We start from the raw sequence: 17883 nt of genomic DNA on the forward strand, positions 1-17883 counted from the left end.
CAAGTGATGGCAAAGACGTTTATGGGAGTGAAGTTGCGCAGGCTGCGATCAGAGCGCGGCATGTCGCAGATCGCACTGGCACACGCGCTGGGTATTTCGCCGAGTTACCTGAATCAGGTGGAACAAAACCAGCGTCCGCTCACGGTCAGCTTGCTGCTCAAGCTGAACCGGGCACTAGGCGTGGACATTCAGCAGTTTTCAGAAGACGAGGAGGCGCGCCTGATCGCTGCATTGCGCGAGGCGCTGGCGGATGCTCCAGAGCCGGTCAGCCTGCCCGAGCTGAAGGAAGTTGCGACCCAGATGCCGGTGCTGGGTCGCGCCATCGTCACGCTGTACCGACGCAACTTGGATGCAGCTGCTCAGCTTGAAGCCATGGCATTGCGCATGGGCGACGACCGTACCGATGCGGCTCCTGCCGCTCGGGCTATGGCGTTCGAGGCGGTGCGTGATTTCTTCTTCGCACACCAAAACCACTTTGACGTACTGGACCGGGCTGCTGAGGCCTTGGCAGAACAGGCGGGGCATGAGGGCGCAGCGCTGGCGCCCTGGTTGGCGCAGCGCTTGCTGGAACAGCACCACGTCCGCCTTGTGGCCTGTGATGGCGCTGGGGACGGCAAGCGTCAGTACGACCCGAGCAACCGAACACTGCGCTTGTCCCGCGCGCTGGATGTGGGGCAGCAAGCCTTTCAGATGGCGACCCAGCTTGCGCTGTTGGAGGCAGACATGTTGATTGAGGGGCTGACCCGGACAGCACCTTTTGCGGGGGACATGCCCACGGTGCGTTTAGCGCGCATCGGTCTGGCCAACTACTTTGCGGGTGCTCTGCTATTGCCCTATGGTCCATTTTTGAGCGCGGCGGAAGCGCTGCGCTATGACATCGACTTGCTTGGTCAGCGCTTTGCCGTGGGCTTTGAGACGGTGTGCCACCGGCTAAGCACGCTGCAGCGCCCCAGCGAACCTGGGGTGCCTTTTTTCTTCGTCCGTGTGGACCGTGCGGGGAACATCTCCAAACGCCAATCGGCTACCCACTTCCACTTCAGCCGTGCGGGCGGCACCTGCCCACTCTGGAATGTCTACGAAGCCTTTGCGCAGCCCGGGCGTGTGCTCCCACAGCTGGCGCGCATGCCCGATGGCCGCACTTACTTGTGGATCGCTCGCACGGTGACGAGTGCTCCATCGCGCGGCTATGGCTCCCCCGGCAAGATGTTCTCCATCGGCCTGGGTTGCGATGTGCGCCATGCGTCCCGGCTCGTCTACGCCAAGGGACTGGACCTCGCAGACCCCGATGCAGCGACTCCCATCGGCATGGGCTGCAAGGTTTGCGAGCGCACGGAATGCCCGCAGCGCGCCTTTCCGTACGTAGGCAGGACATTGGACGTGAATGAGAATGTCAGCGGGTTTGCGCCTTATGGAGCCAGTATGCACTCGTAGCGCCTGGACATTGGTACCTGATGGTTTTGAAAGTTACTCGCTATGGAGCTTGCTGAACCCTCTGCGAGATTCATTCGTACGGTCAGGTTGCTCTTCCCGATGCCAACGAGAAGCACAAGTGGAGGCTGAGCGTGCACAGGCTTGCTGATCAACGCATAACGCACATCGCTGTTTTTGTTCGGTAGACAGGCGTATGGATGCTTCAGTTCAGCCAAGGAAGCTCAAATCGCCTTCAAGCGCGATTGACGGCTTTAGCAAAACAAGCGGCCACTTAGAGTATTCGTGCGACAGGTAGCTCCCAGCCTAAAGCGGACTTAGCAACTCGGCGCGGCCTCAAGGGGACGGTACCAACGATGAAAAGCTTTTCTTCGGCTCCCATCAAGGGAGGCAATCGAATTGCCTGCACACATCCCAGCGCGTCAACTGAAAGACTTCACGACAAGAGCTTCTCCAGTACCTCCTGATTGACCACGACTGGGTCTTCACCTTCCGTCAGGGCCTCATCAAACGCATCAAGTGCCGCCTCGTTGGTACGCTCCAATGCACCGTCGAGCATCACGTTGCAGTCAAGGGCGACGGTGAAAAGTTCGGCGCGGGTCCAGGCTGGTCGCGACAGCAGCATGCGGGTGAAGGCGGAGTGGCTCGGGTCGAGTCCCAGGACTCCCTCCACTGGGGCCTCCTCCGCAGGGGTGGCTTGGTCGAGAGCGGGTGGAGGGGTCTCCTCAACAAAGATGTTGGCCAAGAGGGCCGTCACTCGGGCAGTTTCCATCTGGAGAGCAGTTACCCGGGACATGTCAAGCACCACCGTCGATGAAGGTGCAAGGGGCGGCCCCTTAACAGCCAGGGCAGGCTTAACCGACTGGAGACCTGGTTTCAGCTGCGCAGTGACTGGTGCAGGCACAGGCTCAGAGGTTGTATCAGCAAAGATATCTCCCAAGCGCGCCGTCACCTGCGCTGTGTCCTTCTGGAGGGCGGCCACCTTGCCCATATCAAGCACGACCTTTCGCGCGGGTGCCGCTACCGGCTGGGGAGCAGCCGTCTGCGCGGGTTCAGGCGTGGTTGCGACAACCGGCGGCGGTGGTGCGCGGTGAGGTGCGTGCGTTTCGCAGGTCCACAAGTCGCTGGTCAGCTTGTGGACTGCTTTCAGCTCGCTCAAAGAATCCAGGCTTTCTTCTCGGTAGCGGAGGTAGGTTTCCAGTTCGTTCGAGACGTCGTCTGCGATGGCTTGCAGTTCCGCGAGCGGCTCAATAAGGTCCCCGGCGTCAGGTGCACCACCAAAGCCGCGGTCAATGTCCTCGAGCATGCCAGCGGAAGCTGCTCGGTAAGTGAGCTCCAGGCCCGTCTTGCTGCGCGGAAGCACCATGCCAACGTCAAAGCGCTCAACGTATTTCTGCACGAACAACCTTGCGAACACCTTTGGGGCGCGCTTCATCGGTTTGCGCACCGCAATCTGCGGCGCCAGCCTCACCCATTCCAGCACGAATTCCGCAGGCAGGGGCGTCTGGTCCCGCGCGGCCTGCCCAAGCGCCAGGCGCAGATGGAAAGGCAGCACCGGTTCGTGGGTCATGGGCGTCACCGGCCGCTCATATCGCTTATCCCCGTTTTTTTGGGCGTAGACGCTCTGGTCAGGCATTGGGGCGGCCGAGGCGCGGGGCTGTACTGACACCGGCAGGCCGATAGCTGAAACACCTGTGGGTTCCGCTTCGTCGTGCCCGGGCGCTGGAGCCGTGGTGTTTATTGACGATGGACCAAGCTCCGGCACCGGCTGGGGAGGTGCCGCCTGCGCGGGGTCGGGTGCGGGTTCAGGCGTGGCTGCAACAACCGGCGGCTTGCGCACCAACACCGGAGTCTCAACTGGGATTTCGAGGAGCACCTTCGCTGGGGTCGGGGGCGCGCGGTGAGGTACGAGTGTTTCGTAGGGCCGCAATTCGTAGGGAAGCTTGAGGGCTGCATCGAGCTCGCTCACCGGAATATCGAACACATCTACAGGTGCCGATATGTCGAGCCCGAGCGCTGGGGCCGTGGTGTTTATTGAGGACGCATCAAGCTCCGGCACCGGCTGGGGAGGTGCCGCCTGCGCGGGATCGGGTGCGGGTTCAGGCGTCGCTGCAACAACCGGCAGCTTGCCCACCAACAACGGACTCTCGAATGGTGTCTCGGGGAGCACCGCCGGCACGGTCGGTGATGCGCTGTGAGGTGCGTGCGTTTCGTAGGACGACGAGTCTCGGGTCAGCTTCTGGACTGCCTCCTGCTCGCTTGAGGAGCGCAGACTTTCTTCTCTGGAGCGGAGGTAGGATTCCAGCTCGTTCGAAACCTCGTCTACGATGGCTTGCAGTTCCGCGAGCGGCTCGATAAGGCCCCCGCTGTCAGGTGCACCACCAAAGCCGAGGTGGATATCTTCCCCGAGCATGCCGGGTGAAGCTGCTCGGTAGGTGAGCTTCAGGACCGCATTGCTGTGTGGAAGCACCATGCCGGCGCCAAAGCGCTCGACGTATTTCTGCATGAACAGCCTTGCGAACATCTTCGGGACACGCTTCATCGGTTTGCTCACCGCAATCTGCGGCGCCAGCCTCACCCATTCCAGCGCGAACTCCGCAGGCAGGGGCGCTTGGTCCCGGGAGGCCTGCCCGAGCGCCAGGCGCAGATGGAAGGGCAACTCGGGCTCGCGCGTCATGGGTGGCGCAGGTTGCTCATACAGCTTATCGCCGCATTGCTGGGCATAGATGCTCCGGTCAACCCATTTCAGTAGTCCATAGGCGTGGCTTTTGAAGGAGCGGTCGTCTCCGTAGATGACCAACAGCCGACGCAGCTCATTACCAATCGCAGGCCAGTCCGCCTTGGCAACCGCGTGGCGCTGGGCGTCGACGATGGCCCGGCGCTCCAGGCCGTAGAAGAACAGGTACACGTAGCCGTTGTCTGCAAGCGGGTCGCAGCGGCCGCTGGCGAGCCACTGCAGGTACGCACGACGCGCGACCGGTGTTGCCGTGGAGTAGCTGGGCCAGTGGTCGACCAGCCGAAACTGGAAGTCACCCGTCTTCGCAATTGGCAGCTTCGGGTTGATGAGAGCCGGGTCGATGCCGCCGTTCGGTGCATTCAGGGTGGTCCCGACGTAAACCATGCCGCCCGGGATGGTCAGGCCGTCGATGGCGATGGGATGTCCCTCGGGAACCCAGGTTGCATTGTCCGAAGGCCACGGAGAGACTGGAGCGGCCGAGGAGCTGGGATGTACTGGCACCGGCAGGCCGACAACTGCAACACCTTTGACGCTGCGATAGATGCTGTGGCCGAAGTAGGCTACGGCGGCGAATGCGACGAGGTACCAGACTTCCGCGGGAACTTCACTGACGAACCAGATGACGCCGCCGATGGCGACGACGACCGCAAAGAGCAGGCTCTTAACTGCTGCTGCCTTCTTCTTGCGTCCCATCTGGTCCCTCATTCGCGTTCAGTGGAGTGTTCTCGTTCTCGACAGTCATTTTCTGAGCCCAAGTGCGCGCTTCGTCAAGGTTCAGGTTCAGGCTCGCATAGGCTTTGCGTAGCAGGTTGTCCGGCAGCGCCCAGTCCCAGCGTTCCTTCATCAGGTTCTTGGCTTTCCCCAGCAGCAGCTCCAGCGGCGGTGCGTCCGTTGAAGCGATGGCGGCCAGCGCGCGCATGATTTCGTCGTTGGAGGTCCCTTCCTTTTGTACCTCTACGCCCGGGCCGCCGGCTGTGGCGGAGAACCCTAATGCGCCAAACCGCGCCGCCAGTGCAACGTTGCCGGAGTCGCCCAGCCAAGTCATTAGCACCAGCTCACGGCCTTGGTCAATGGCGAACTCGCTTTCCAGGTTCAGGCGCTTGTAGGCGTCGCGGCCCTGGGCCAGCAACCGCTTGGCGCCGTCATCAAGGAACACCGGCACCTTGTCGGACGCGAGCAGTTCCCGCATCCGCTGGCGCACCTTGGTGTGGGTACTACCGGTGCCACCTGAGAACGCAGGCGGGACGCCGCCCCGGGTGCGGCTCACGTGGATGGCGCGCTGTTTTTCGTCTACCGCGTCCACCCGCCAAGTTTTTCCTGCAAAGAGGATACGTTGGTCCACCAGGAGCATCTGCTCGATCGGAAGTGTCCCGAGTGTCTTGCCGCCGGCCAGCACTCGGTATTCCTCCTTGGTCGCAAAGGCCGAATAGAAGCTGAAGTGGCCGATTAATTTCTCGCCTTTGACCCCTGGCAGCAGGACACCCGAGGACTCCTGCATGATGACGTCCTTCTCGCCCAAGTGCCGCAGCAGTACGGCGAATTCAGCCGACGTGACCCCGGCGAATGGGGCACCCGGTGCGCACAGCAGATTGAAGAGCGCCCCAGCGGAGGCGCCTCCGCTCTGGGCAATTGACGACAACAGCTGCTGCACCAGCGTCGAGAGGTGTACGCCCTGGACGCGCGGCGGCTCGAACCAGTTCTCCAACAGCAGTGTGACCATTGCCACCATCTGAATGGTGTCCAGCCGCAGCACGTTACGCAGCGAAGCGGTAGGTCCGATCTCGTCTTCGGTGCTGTAGGCCCGAAGGATGGCAGGCTCGCCGGCGCGCCGCCCTGAGCGGCCCAAACGCTGGCGCAGGCTAGCCACGGACGGAGGCGGGCCTATCTGGGCGACGCTCTTCACAGCGCCGATATCGATGCCCAACTCCAGCGTGCTCGTGCAAATGGCGGTGGCAGGGGCCTCCTTCTGCTTGAGGGCCGCTTCGGTCTCCGCTCGGATTTCTTTTGACAGGCTGCCGTGGTGAGGCCAGAACTCGTTGGGCACCCGATGCGTCTCGCACAGCTTGTTGAGCAGATGCGTAAACTGCTCCACCTGGCGCCGCGAATTCGGGAACACGAGGTTGTTGGACCCTCGTAGCGTCTGGAAAAGGTGAGAGGCGATGTACGCGGGAGTCTCCGGCTCATCATCGTCAGTATCGTCTGCCTCTGCTTGCGAGGCGGCAGTCTTCGGAGCAGGGCGGCTGTTGCGAACCGTGATGGGCTCCTCGTAGCCTTTGACCATTACCTTGAACTCAGCCCCTTCGGAGCGGGAGTTCACCTGCGCAGGGGTCGAACCCGGCCTGAGAAAGCTTCCGGCGAGCGACATGTCGCCTAGGGTGGCGGACAGCCCGATGCGCGGCACGCGTCTGCCGAGCACCGTCTCGACGCGGTGCATGAGAGCCTGCAGTTGCTTGCCGCGCTCCGAGCCAATGAACGCGTGCAGCTCGTCAACCACGAAGAAGGTCAGGCTCTGGAAGATGCCGCCCACCGAGGTGCCGCGGTTGCATAAGGTGGCCTCCAGCGCCTCCGGCGTAATGAGCAGCACACCCTCCCGCTTGGCCATGAACTTGCTTTTCTTGCTGGCGGAGATGTCGCCGTGCCAGGGCCACACGGAGATGTCTAGGTGCTCGCAAAGGCGCTCCAGGCGGCCGAACTGGTCGTTGATGAGCGCCTTCAGGGGGCTGATGTAGACGATAAGCCCTTTGCCACCGGCGGCCAACAGGTGCGTCAGTGCAGGCAGGAAGGCCGCCTCAGTCTTGCCAGCAGCCGTGGCGGCCGAGATGACGACGTCGCGGTCGGCCTTGACCACAACCGGGATGGCCTGCTCCTGGACGTCGCGCAGTTCCTCCCACCCTTCTGACCAGATGTAGCGCTGGATGCGCTCATCCAGCAGAAAGAAAGACGAACTGTCGCTGGCCATCGATGGCTGTTCAGAGCTTGAAGGAGGCTAATTCGTCGCCGTCTTCCACCTTCAGGTCGGCGGCGGCGCCCATGTCCGCCGTCATCTCCAGTCCGCCCAGTAGCTGCTCCCACTTGGCGTCCTTGTTCTGCTCGAGGACCGCCAGCAGGTTCACGAACGACGTGATGGTCGTGCGCGGTGTGCGAAAGTAGGTGTTCCCCAGCTTGTTGGCACAGTGCTCCATGAAGCTGACGAGGCCTTGGTCCGGCAACAGGTGTTTGGCCGAGTCACCGAACGCGTACACGTCGCGAATATTCTGCAGCAGGACAAAGAATTCCTCGGGCGTCAGGACGGCCAGGTGCACTACTGGTCCGCTGAAGTCGACCAGCCCGCCGGTGGCGAATGAGTTCTGCGACAACCGTCCCTGCAGGGCAGGGTAACTGTAGAGACCGCGCCGGGCGTCTAGCAGGAACTCAGGGGTACCGCCCATGATGAACCCAAGACCTATGGCATTGCCCTGCAGGGAGTCATTCAAGATGCGCAGAATCTGTTCGAAGTTCGAAGTGCGCGCCTGTGAATTAGCCAGTTTGTACAGGTTGACCATCTCGTCTAGGCAGATGATGAGACCGCCGAAGCCAGCCAAGCGCACGAAGCGGGCCATCAGCTTCAGCTGGTCGTACATATTGGCATCGTCGACGATGGTGCGCACGCCCAGCGCAGCGCGTGCGTCAGTCTTGGTTGCAAACTCACCGCGCAGCCATCGCACCGCATCGCTCTTAAGCTTGTCGTTGCCTTGCTCGTGGCCGCGGCAGTAGGCGGCAATCACCTCAGCGAAGTCGTAGCCGTTGACCAACTCCTTCAGGTGCTCCAGCTTCTGCTGGATGATGGTTTCATTGTCGACGCCGGCGGCGTTGGCCTCGCTCATCGCTGTGGAGACGAACTTCTCGACGATGCCCGATAGCGCGCCGCCGTCCGGCTTGGCGCGGGTGGCGATGTTGCGCATCAACTCAGCATAGAGTGAGCGCGCTTGGCCGCCGCTGGCATGCAGCCGGCGGTCCGGGTTCAGGTCGGCCGTCGCTACCACAAGCTTCTTTTCCAGCGCGATAGAGCGCACCAGGTTTAGAAAGAAGGTTTTGCCCGAACCGTACTCGCCGATGACCAAGCGGAAGGTAGAGCCGCCGTCGGCAACCCGCTCGATGTCGCCGAGCATCGTCTCTATTTCGCGGGTGCGGCCGACCTGAATCAGACGCTGGCCTGCACGAGGCACAACGCCAGCACGGAGGGATTGGATGACCGCGTCGCGGTCCTTGGGGCGAATCACAGCTTTCATCCGAGGAGTTTCCAATGTAGTTCTTTGTTCACCATGATAGGAAAATCCACTTCGGTCAAGGCACGCGTCGTGCACGTCGAACGATTTGTCCGTCGCACGTTCCAGCGTGCCATCGAGCATCAAGTCGAGGAAGGCTGCAAGATCTTGTAATTCTGCCCGACGATCCTGGGCGACCGTCGGAGGTAGGCGCCAAGGTGAAGCAGTCGGTCGACGCAAGCGGGGGTCAATGACCGCAGTTTGAGATCGCCGTCCGTCAAGCTGATGGCCGCGTATGACTCAGTTCAGCCTGAAGCGGAAGCAGCGCCATTCAGGTTAACAACCGTTTCTCGCAGAAACCGCTCGCAGTCAATATCCTTCAAGCCCCAAGCCTGGCAAGCACTCAACAGTGCACGCCTCAAACAATGAAATCTTGATCTGGTACCCCAGGAGCAACAGGAAACGCACCGTGAGCGGTTGATCGGGTGCTCGATGAAGTCAACTAGCGGTACGGACGTGACACGGTGAAGCTGGCTAGCGCCGAAGTGCAGGAGCAGGGAGAGCGTGCCAGTTGAGCGATGCGGCAGGAGCGCAGGTCGCCAGCGTACACAACTCGCTGAGAGGACATGTTGGAGGTGGGGATGTCTTTGTCTCATCGCCTCCAATGACGTCAACTGCTGACCGGGGTCGGCGACGATGGGTAATCCATGGAGGCCAATACCCAATGGTCTGAAACGAAATCCGTAAAAATACATGGGCCAAGAGCGGGCCACGTATGGGCCAAATTTGGGCCAAAACAAAAAGGCCCACCGAAGTGGGCCTTGAAGACAAGCTAAGTGCTTGATTTTATTGGTTGCGCGAGAAGGATTTGAACTTTGGGTTATGAGGCGACAAACCAAACATGGTTTCAATCGACTCCAAACGCCCAAACCAGACCTTATTCTGTCACATCCACTCTTAACTGGGGCTCATGGTGGCATGACATCCAGTGCTTGCACACCAAACAAACCCGACCCAGTTGTCATTGTATACGTGACTCCCAGGGGGCAGCACAATAAGCATGCGACCATTGGGCACCCTCGCTGGCTTGCAATGCACCACGGCTTTGGGCGCCGACTTCGGATGGAGCATGCTCACAAGATCACGGCAATGCGTCCCGCCCCTGACTCTTCTCCTGCTCCAGCGCATTGACAAGGTCCACCGTGGAGTAGCAGCGCACCGGCTTGCTGTGCCGAGTACGTCCGGCTATCCGCAACGCCGTGGCCAGCCGGCGCCTGCAGTCCCAGCGCGCTGGTGAACAGCGCTTCAATGCGAACACCCATCCTCAAGCCTCCTCAGCAAGCCAGACCCACGGGGTTTCACCATGCTGAATTTTCGCAGTCAAGCTCCACACGGAATGCCGAGGAGCCTTGCAATCAAGCACGGCCCTCGCCTAGAATCAATTCCACGGGTTTCCTCCAGAAATCCGCCTGAAGTTGATCTTCACCCTGATATCCGCATAGATCGACCACATTGTTCTTGCACGCTCAGGCGTCCACGACTCTGTAGTCAAGGCTAATACGCCAAAAATTTTGAAATCGTCCCCCGATTTCAAGCGAAGGCACCTTCGCATCACTTGAGACCTGCATAGGTCTCCCGCTCTGCCGTGGGTCTGACGACTTCAGGGCTGCGCGGCAAAGGCTATTGCGCCTGAATCAAATCAGCTGTTAGCTGACAAATCCTCTTTCCTTTTTTACGTGATGCGCGCACTTGCGCGTTGGGACGATCTATGCACGTCACATCTTTGTCGCCTTTCTGGCCGCACATTCGTGCAGCCCTTCACATTCCCGACTCACTGGTCGGGGCTGCCGCATTGCTGCAGTCAGCGATTGAGCACGTCTCGTGTGCTGAAAATCGCTGGCCGGAAAGCGCACTTACTGGATGGAAACAGGTGCTGCAAGCAGCGCAGCGCGAGCTGATGGCGACAGTCGAGGTTGACGACCGGGTCGCCTCGCGGGTAATGGGCATACCGACGTCTGCAGTCGCACGGATGGTCCACATCCAAGCCCGTCGCGTTGACGTGCAGGAGACCATGTGTTCAGCCGTCTTGGGCCGGGCCATTGTCCTCGCCTGCATTAAAAAATCTGGGCTCAGCCAGAGTTTCCTGCATGGCGCCTACATGTTGCACAAAGGTCTCGGTAATTGGCGTGCCCTGACCAAGTCAGACATCACGGACATTGAGGTTGTCCATCAAATCCGAAAAGGGCAAAGCGGTGTTGTCCATGGATTTCTTGGTGAAGTCCAACAAGTTCTGGAGACGTCCATCCAAGCCTATGAAGAGGTGCAGAAAACACTGACCGCACACCAAAATTTCGCGACGCCAACCATAACCGAGCAACCTGCACTTGACGAAACGGCCCACGCCGTTTTGGAACTCGAGAATAGTGAGCTTGATGCCTTGCCGGAAACGGCGCAACAGCAAGAGGATGTCACTGCGTCGCCTGATATCTTGGCGCGCCTGCGTTCAGCGGACTACTCCAATGTGCCAACCAAATTCGGAATCGCTGGCAATGATCATCTGTCTCCAGCCGATCTCAGGCTCGTCACATCAAAACTTCATGGCTTCCTAATTGGTGTCGATCCGAGAAAGTCGGCTCTGGCGTCTTGGTATCTCGTCAGCTTGTCTGTCGGATTCCAAGACCGACAGGTTCTAGGTTTACCCATAGGCTTTAGGGCCGGCCACTCGATATGGCTGGAGCTGGACCATGGTGCTTGGTGCTGGGATCGACGTGCATATCGGCTTGAAGAACAGCGTGCAGATGCACCAACCGACATTGACATTGTTCACTGCCCCATGTCCAGGTTGGTGATAGATCGACTACTGGAAATGCGTGAAAAGAATCCGCACGCAGCATCACTTCTGGACCTCATGAAAACAGAGATCCCAGATCTGGAATCACTCGAGGGTATCAAGTATGCAAGGGCTTTCTTGCGTGCCTGTGGCGATAGCGCACACGAGGCTACTCACGGCCGCTTCTCCCGATCCTTGGGTGTTGCTGCCTTGCACATCACCCGCAGTGACATGTTCACAGCTTTATGGACGGGTCATTTTGTTCTCACGGGAGCCGCGGCCCTCTTCTATTACCACCCTACCACGACAGACATCTGGAAGCGCGCAGACGCGGTACTGAAGTGGCTGGGTCTGGAGGGCGCTGGCGCCAATATGGAGAAAGATCGGCGGATCGGTATTGACGGTTATCCAACCAGTGAATCAATTAAAGCTGGGTGGGAGCTTTTGTGCAATGACGTGACCGCAAAACTACCGCTGCTCGAACATAGATCAGAGGCCACGGCACACCTCGCCGCAGCTGATCTGATGGTGCTTTGCTGCACTGGTTTGGTGACCATGACTGCGCATCGAGCCACTCGGCTTGAAGAATTGACGCTGGGTGCATGCTTCACCTGCGAGAAGGTCATGCTTGTTCTGGACAAAGAGGTCGACAGCCGCAGTCCTGCCCGCCTACTGCCCATTTCGCGCGAGGTTCGGCAGTTCCTCGACATTGCTCTCTTGTGCCGACGATACCTGATCCGCTCTTCTGCCAAGGCCTCATGGAATGACCCTGTATTTTTGATCCCCGCTGCAGACGGAGCGGTCCAACCGGTGACCTCTGAGCAGATCACCGGGTGTCTACGCAAGCACTTTGGCAGCCATGTGCCGGCCAACTTATTTAGACATCTATGGATCACAGCACTGGACGAAAGCGACGCGAACCGCTGGCTGATTCGCGCTCTGTCCGGTCACTGGCGTGACGTGACGCGCACGGCCGGGCCTTACCTTGACATACCAGTCATTGAGACCTGTCAACGGCTCAATGAGCAAATGGAAAAAATCAAATGCGATGTCTGGCAATTGGCAGATAAGCGATTTCTCTTTGCACGCGTTGCACCACCCACGTTCAAACCTGCAAGTGACATGAATGCGGTCGCGACCTGGGCGACAGAATCCCGTGTTCCTGACCCACGCATCATTCTCTCGCCCATCGACGTGGTCGTTCTTGCGCAATACCAAGCTGTCGAGCGCGTGCGAAACTCATTCTCCCAAGGCCTTGCAGGCCTGAGCGCTCCCGCGGCAGCGTTTCTCAGCATCTGCATGCTTGATCTGGTCCACAAGACGGAGCTCGCGCTGCGAGTAGCCAAGGGGTTGCATCCACTGCAGCGCCACGGCTCGTTGCAGGGCATCGAATTCACGCGTGAGTATTCAACAGTCCCGACTTGGCTGCCAATTTCCACGGTCAGTTCGGCCCTTCTCACAGGAACGTCCCAGAAGATTGGTTCTGGATCCATTGAAGCTGAAATCTCTGAGTACCTGCGACGCGTCGATGGCGATTTCTGGCATCGGGATCCCGATGAGCTGTTGATTCAAGTCGCCCAATGCGTTCTATCTTTTGTACGCCTGCGATATCCGCCCTCGCTCGCGGCAATGGCACATCCCACAACACCTGCACCAAGCCTGTCTGCACGTTCCTTGCAGCGTCTCGCCAATCCAGCTTGCGTGAACCTTCCGCAGCAACTTGAGGCAAGGCAGTACCGGCAGCCCAAATCACGCAAGGCAACACCCATCCTGGAAGACGTTTTGCGTGTGCTCAACTACTTCGCAGACACGACCATCCGACTGGGGGAATTACAGAAGCGAGCAAACCGATGCCTGAAAGAAGTCGAGTCGATTCGGAATGGTCAATCAGCAGACACCTACTTGTCTAGTTTCATTTTGGACTGGGTCATCGACGAGTTAAAACGCTCTTCCGCCGTGGAAAAAGACTGTCTTCGCATGAGCTCTCTGTCCACCTACCTTGGCATTTTGCGAAGTGGTTACTCCAGGCTTCTTGTGGCCCAAGATAACGCAGCAAGATCCCTACTTCAGTCTGATCCAGCTGATTGGGAAAATCCTCAATGGCTGTCTTGGATCGACACTGTTGCTGCATCTGTCGCTCACCAGCACGATAGGCAAAACACCGACGATATCGATCAAGCGGCGCTCGGTCGCGCTCGAGAGCCGCTGCTGCGCTTAGTGCGAAATCTCATCAAGCGCGACCACCCCGTTAGTCGTTCTGTCTTCAAGAAATTACTCGTCGACCAGGAACTGCAAAGGACGGGAAGTTCTTCATCGGTCTTCATTCAAGCCGAGGACATTGAACAGGCTCGAGAACTCGCCAAGGTATGGTACGCAGACTCCCCTCTCGATCTTTGGATGTTCAAGGCCCGCCTACTCATCCAGTCGAGCATTCCTACGAGAAGTTCTGAGATTTCCAGTCTACCCTTTGACTGCGTCAGTACTAATGCCATGCTGCTGGTCAACCGCATCGGCTACAGCGTGCACAAAACAGATAACGCGATTCGCACCATTCAATTAAATAGACAAACATACGACAGTCTGAACGAAATACGCGAGGGCATCAGGGCGCATCAGCCGCCTGCCGCGCCATTACTGCTTCGCGGGCGGGGCGAGCAGTCGGATGGACGTCGTGATCAAGGCCTTGTCGATGACCTAAGCGCCGCGCTCAAGCAGGTGACCAGAGACCCCAAGGCCCGCCCGCACAGCTTACGAGCACGGGCGGTCCAGGAAATCACCTGGCCCGGCTGGGAGAGCCATGTCAAGCAACTCCTGCGTGCCGGTCTGCGCGTACAAGAAGCAAAAAAATGGATTACCTCACTGCAAACTGAATGGTATCGGGCCACCTATGCAGCCTCTCAAGCGGGGCATGGCGACTTGCGGGCAGGTTTGGGGAATTACTTCTCCAGCTGGTCACTCATCTACTACGTACATGCCCAGGCTTTACTCAGCGAGGTGGACTTGGGGGCTGACCTCCTCGCCCTGGTTGGCCTAAAGAGAAACAGCTTCATAGCCGCGCGCAGGCGCGCTGACGGCGAACTTGAATTTTGGGATTGGCTGCAGAATTCCCTACGGCGGCGCAACCAAATAGCGGATCCTTGCGGCCCTCAGAAATCATCCATCGCCCCAGAAGATCCGGCTCACCCTTCACCCCCATATCGAGTCTATTCATACGATGAACCCGACCCACAATACGATTCCGATTCACAGGATATCAATCTTCGCGACCCTGCCCTAATTCAGTCTTCAGGCGCGGACAATGCTCCTCTAGCCTCTAGCCAGATCAATTTCACAACTGCGGTAATTTTGGGCATAAAGGAGGGACTCGCACAAGACTTGACCGGCGTCTCACCGTCATTTGCGCGCCATGTAGCTGCAAATCTAGACGCTGACTTTTGCCAGAAAATCACCGCGCGCGCACGCACTGCGGCTGGCATGCGGGCAATCGCCGCACATAAACGCGAATTCGAACATGCCCTTCGATCCACAACAGGTGATGTGAACGACCTCCTCAGGTTTCTAGAAGCACTTGCACCCCACTCGAAAACGGCCTTGTTCGCCTCCATCAAAGGCACACGCAATATGTGCATCGAAATAGACTGGGCTGAAATATGGAAGGACTGTGCTTCGCATTTGCCGAGCCACCTCAGCCTTGTCGTTCAACGTGGAAATCGGCACCCCCGCCCGGCAGAACGCATGGTCTTTGCGTCGGCTGGTGCAGCACTCGTACTTCAGACACGGCGAGACATCGGAGCACGGCCTGTCGTGTCCATTCGCTTGCGGAACACCCCAGCCAACCGCGTCGTTCAGTCACGTCTGTCGAGCTACCTCAAGGCGGCCCTTTACGCCAATCACTTTTTGACTTTCGAAAGAAATTTCCATGTCTGAAACCTGTCCTTCGTATGGCCCTCTCGCCATCCTCGCCTCAGCCAAGATCAAACCATCCTTCAATCCACTGACAGGAGAATCCGTCATGAACCAACCTTTGGATTTCAATATGAATTCCACCTACATTTCGCTCAATCACTTGACTTCGCAGTTGAAGCAAGTCGGCGAGACGCTTGAGAACGCCGTACAAGGTGACCGCAGTGCCCATCGGCTCGTCGTGAGACAAGAAGATATCGGGTTTCTGAATGTTTTCATGATTCGCGCGCAGTCCAAGCAGCGCACCATCCACGAAGATGACGACAACCCCGAGACACATGCGGAACCGGATCGACGGGAGACGCAAGCAATGTTCAACCGCATGGCACCTGTTGCAAAGTCTTTGATGGCCAACACTGCCAATGCAGAAGACATCCTCACCGCAATCTTGAGCATGCCCGACAGAAAGCACGCGGCGGGACTACTCCACGACATGACAACCAAGGAATCCCCGATCGTTTTGGATGGGCGCGAGCTTCGAGTGGATGGGCAAAGACTGGATCAAGTGGTTGTGAGCAGCACAGCACCTTACGTTGTGCGCCTGCGCATCATTGAAGTCGAAGCCTCAAAACCTCACACGCCCTGCATCATCCAGGACATTGAAGTTGCACCCAACCAGCCGCTGGCTGGACACCTCAAGGGTATGAAAATTACCTTGTTTACGCCCAATGAGTGGAAGACTGTTGCCTTCGCCTGTCATCGGGAAGGCGTCGACTTGAAAGTCCGCGCAGTGCTTCAAGTCACGCTCAAGGGCCGGGAGCTACAAGTGGCTTGCAGCCCCATGGCTGTGCAAGATGAGGGAACCCTAGCACAAGCACTTGAAGCAATGATCGCATCCGTCAAGCAAAAATTATTGCTAAAGAATTAAGACTTGCTACATAATTTTCGAAAGACCTATCACAAGGTTGGCACTGATGCCAAATTGCGGCAGCGATCACTGTTGCGCAAATCTCAGTAAGCCCGGCATATGACACCGAATGTTTTTCCATTCCGGTTGACTTTCAATCAGAGGGTGATTCGCGCAATCGTCTATGCACTGGCTCGATTCGTTGTCAGCACCAAGATTCAGGTCGCAAGCCCTCTTTCAAGCATTTCGCCGCATAACCCCTTGCGCTAACGCAAAACAAGCGTCCAATGGACCCAAGATCGAAACTTCGAGCCAACTCCTGAACTACTTAAGCCTCGCAGTCCTCGTGGGCCTTGCGGTGTTGTGCTTCCTACACTACAGGCTCGATCGGCGTCTTGAAAAAAACGCGAAAGACTCTGAAAACGGCGAGTAACGATAAGCCCGACGTCTACCTGGGTGTGTTCAAACGTGAAGTACAGCAACCTTGATTTCAGTGAATGAGATTTGAGTGCTGTTTACGAGCAGTTCTCGGTAGACCGCCAGTGTTGATCGTACCCCCAGCCCCTTCTGGGGCGGTTGTTGATTTCATCTGCAATGGCATCGTGCTGCTTCTGGCTGTAGATGCTCAGATGCGTCCCCTTGGGCAAGTATTGGCGCACTAGACCATTCATGTTCTCATCGGAGCCTCTATGCCAAGCGCTGTGCAGACCACAGGCGAACACGGCAATGCCGGTCTGCTCGCTGAGCTTTTTGTTCATGGCTGCCAAGATCATGTCCACGGCACATGGGCACAACTTGTCGGATGTGTTTGCGTCTCTTGAACTGCCCACTCAGGCTGCTATTGAGTCTGAATTTCTGGCGGCGTCAGGAGAACAGCTGGCGCCGCTCCTTGCCGAGTGCTCGGACTACTTCATTCAAGCCCGCTATGCCTATGAACAGATCGGTGGCAGCTACAACTTGAGCGGCATCCGCACACTCGCAAAGGGCTTGCTTGATGTCGTGAAAGCCTTCGGTACCAAGAATCCCTGAGCGAAGTGCTCACAAATACTGGCGATTCGGTCTGCCCCGGAGTCAGGCTAGCTGCCGCCCCAGTTCTCCCCAAACACCTGCGCCTGCCGCAACACCAAGTCCACAGCCTCTTCCTGCAAGTCGGGTGGGTACTTGTACTTGCGCAAGACCCGCTTGACCATCAGTCGCAGTTTCGCCCGCACGCTCTCGCGCTCGGACCAGTCCACCGTCAGGTTCTGGCGCAGGTTCTCGGTCAGCTCGTGGGCGATTTTTTTCAGGGTTTCGTCGGTGAGTTCTTTGACCGCCGATTCATTGGTGGCCAGGGCGTCGTAAAAGCGCACCTCGTCCTCGGTAAGGCCCAGCATCTCGCCCCTGCTGGCCGCCTCCCGGAACTTCTTGGCCATCTCGACCAGTTCTTCCATCACCTGGGCGGTTTCAATGGAGCGGTTCTGGTAGCGCTTGATCACGTTGCCCAGCAGGTCGGAGAACTTCTTTTCCTGCACCACGTTGCTGCCGAAGCGGCTCTTGATTTCGCCTTCGAGCAGCCGTTCGAGCAGTTCCACGGCCAGGTTCTTCTCGGGTAGGTTCTTCACCTGCGCCAGGAATTCGTCGTCCAGCAGGCCAATGTTGGGTTTGTCCAAACCCACGGCGTCGAAGATGTCCACCACCTGGTCGGACACCACGGCGTTGCTGATGATCTGCCGGATGGCTTCGTCGCGCTGCTCGTCGGAGCGCTTCTTAGCGGTGATTGTTGATTTCCACGTAAATCTGACCCCTCTGGACTGAGTTTTTTCACCCAACTTTGACCCCTTGAGTAACGTCTCCT

The 17883-nt window shown here is 58.4% G+C and carries 8 protein-coding genes and 2 pseudogenes; 4 read left to right on the forward strand and 6 right to left on the reverse strand.

The genetic code is table 11. From position 1 onward, the window contains the following. Nucleotides 1–6 precede the first annotated feature (6 nt). Nucleotides 7–1431, forward strand: a complete 1425-nt coding sequence (locus AC1Q5S_RS19795) for a short-chain fatty acyl-CoA regulator family protein (protein ID WP_034692766.1) — start codon at nucleotides 7–9, stop codon at nucleotides 1429–1431. Nucleotides 1432–1864: 433 nt separating this feature from the next. On the opposite strand, the gene AC1Q5S_RS19800 is transcribed toward AC1Q5S_RS19795, so the two are convergent. The 4 genes and pseudogenes from AC1Q5S_RS19800 to AC1Q5S_RS19815 all read right to left on the reverse strand — a co-directional run. Then, complete coding sequence (locus tag AC1Q5S_RS19800) at nucleotides 1865–4858, reverse strand: TerB N-terminal domain-containing protein (RefSeq protein WP_492239290.1); 2994 nt, start codon at nucleotides 4856–4858, stop codon at nucleotides 1865–1867. Next, nucleotides 4827–7124 (reverse strand): DEAD/DEAH box helicase, encoded by a 2298-nt coding sequence (locus tag AC1Q5S_RS19805; RefSeq protein ID WP_008906511.1) that lies wholly within the window; start codon nucleotides 7122–7124, stop codon nucleotides 4827–4829. Before AC1Q5S_RS19805 ends, AC1Q5S_RS19800 begins: the two co-directional genes overlap by 32 nt. A gap of 10 nt (nucleotides 7125–7134) precedes the next feature. Continuing rightward, nucleotides 7135–8433, reverse strand: coding sequence for an ATP-binding protein (locus AC1Q5S_RS19810; protein ID WP_008906512.1), 1299 nt, complete (start codon nucleotides 8431–8433; stop codon nucleotides 7135–7137). 1132 nt (nucleotides 8434–9565) lie between these two features. Next, nucleotides 9566–9685, reverse strand: a pseudogene (locus tag AC1Q5S_RS19815) (AAA family ATPase); the annotation flags it as partial. Nucleotides 9686–10177: 492 nt separating this feature from the next. Between AC1Q5S_RS19815 and AC1Q5S_RS19820 the strand changes: the two are divergent. Both AC1Q5S_RS19820 and AC1Q5S_RS19825 read left to right on the forward strand, forming a co-directional pair. Beyond that, a complete protein-coding gene (locus AC1Q5S_RS19820; protein ID WP_492239291.1) occupies nucleotides 10178–15166 on the forward strand; it encodes a hypothetical protein in 4989 nt (1662 codons plus the stop codon). Further along, a complete protein-coding gene (locus AC1Q5S_RS19825; RefSeq protein ID WP_492239292.1) occupies nucleotides 15159–16070 on the forward strand; it encodes a hypothetical protein in 912 nt (303 codons plus the stop codon). The genes AC1Q5S_RS19820 and AC1Q5S_RS19825 overlap by 8 nt, the downstream gene beginning before the upstream one ends. A gap of 441 nt (nucleotides 16071–16511) precedes the next feature. On the opposite strand, the pseudogene AC1Q5S_RS19830 reads toward AC1Q5S_RS19825, so the two are convergent. Further along, nucleotides 16512–16810 (reverse strand): annotated as a pseudogene (locus AC1Q5S_RS19830) (transposase); the annotation flags it as partial. Between AC1Q5S_RS19830 and AC1Q5S_RS19835 the strand changes: the two are divergent. Then, nucleotides 16806–17078, forward strand: coding sequence for a hypothetical protein (locus AC1Q5S_RS19835; RefSeq protein ID WP_492239293.1), 273 nt, complete (start codon nucleotides 16806–16808; stop codon nucleotides 17076–17078). The pseudogene AC1Q5S_RS19830 and the gene AC1Q5S_RS19835 overlap by 5 nt on opposite strands. A gap of 47 nt (nucleotides 17079–17125) precedes the next feature. Here AC1Q5S_RS19835 and AC1Q5S_RS19840 read toward each other — a convergent pair. Then, a partial coding sequence (locus AC1Q5S_RS19840; RefSeq protein WP_492239294.1) for a DUF3387 domain-containing protein occupies nucleotides 17126–17883 on the reverse strand: 758 nt, incomplete at its 5' end.

This window comes from Acidovorax sp. GW835-FHT14B10, assembly GCF_058793725.1.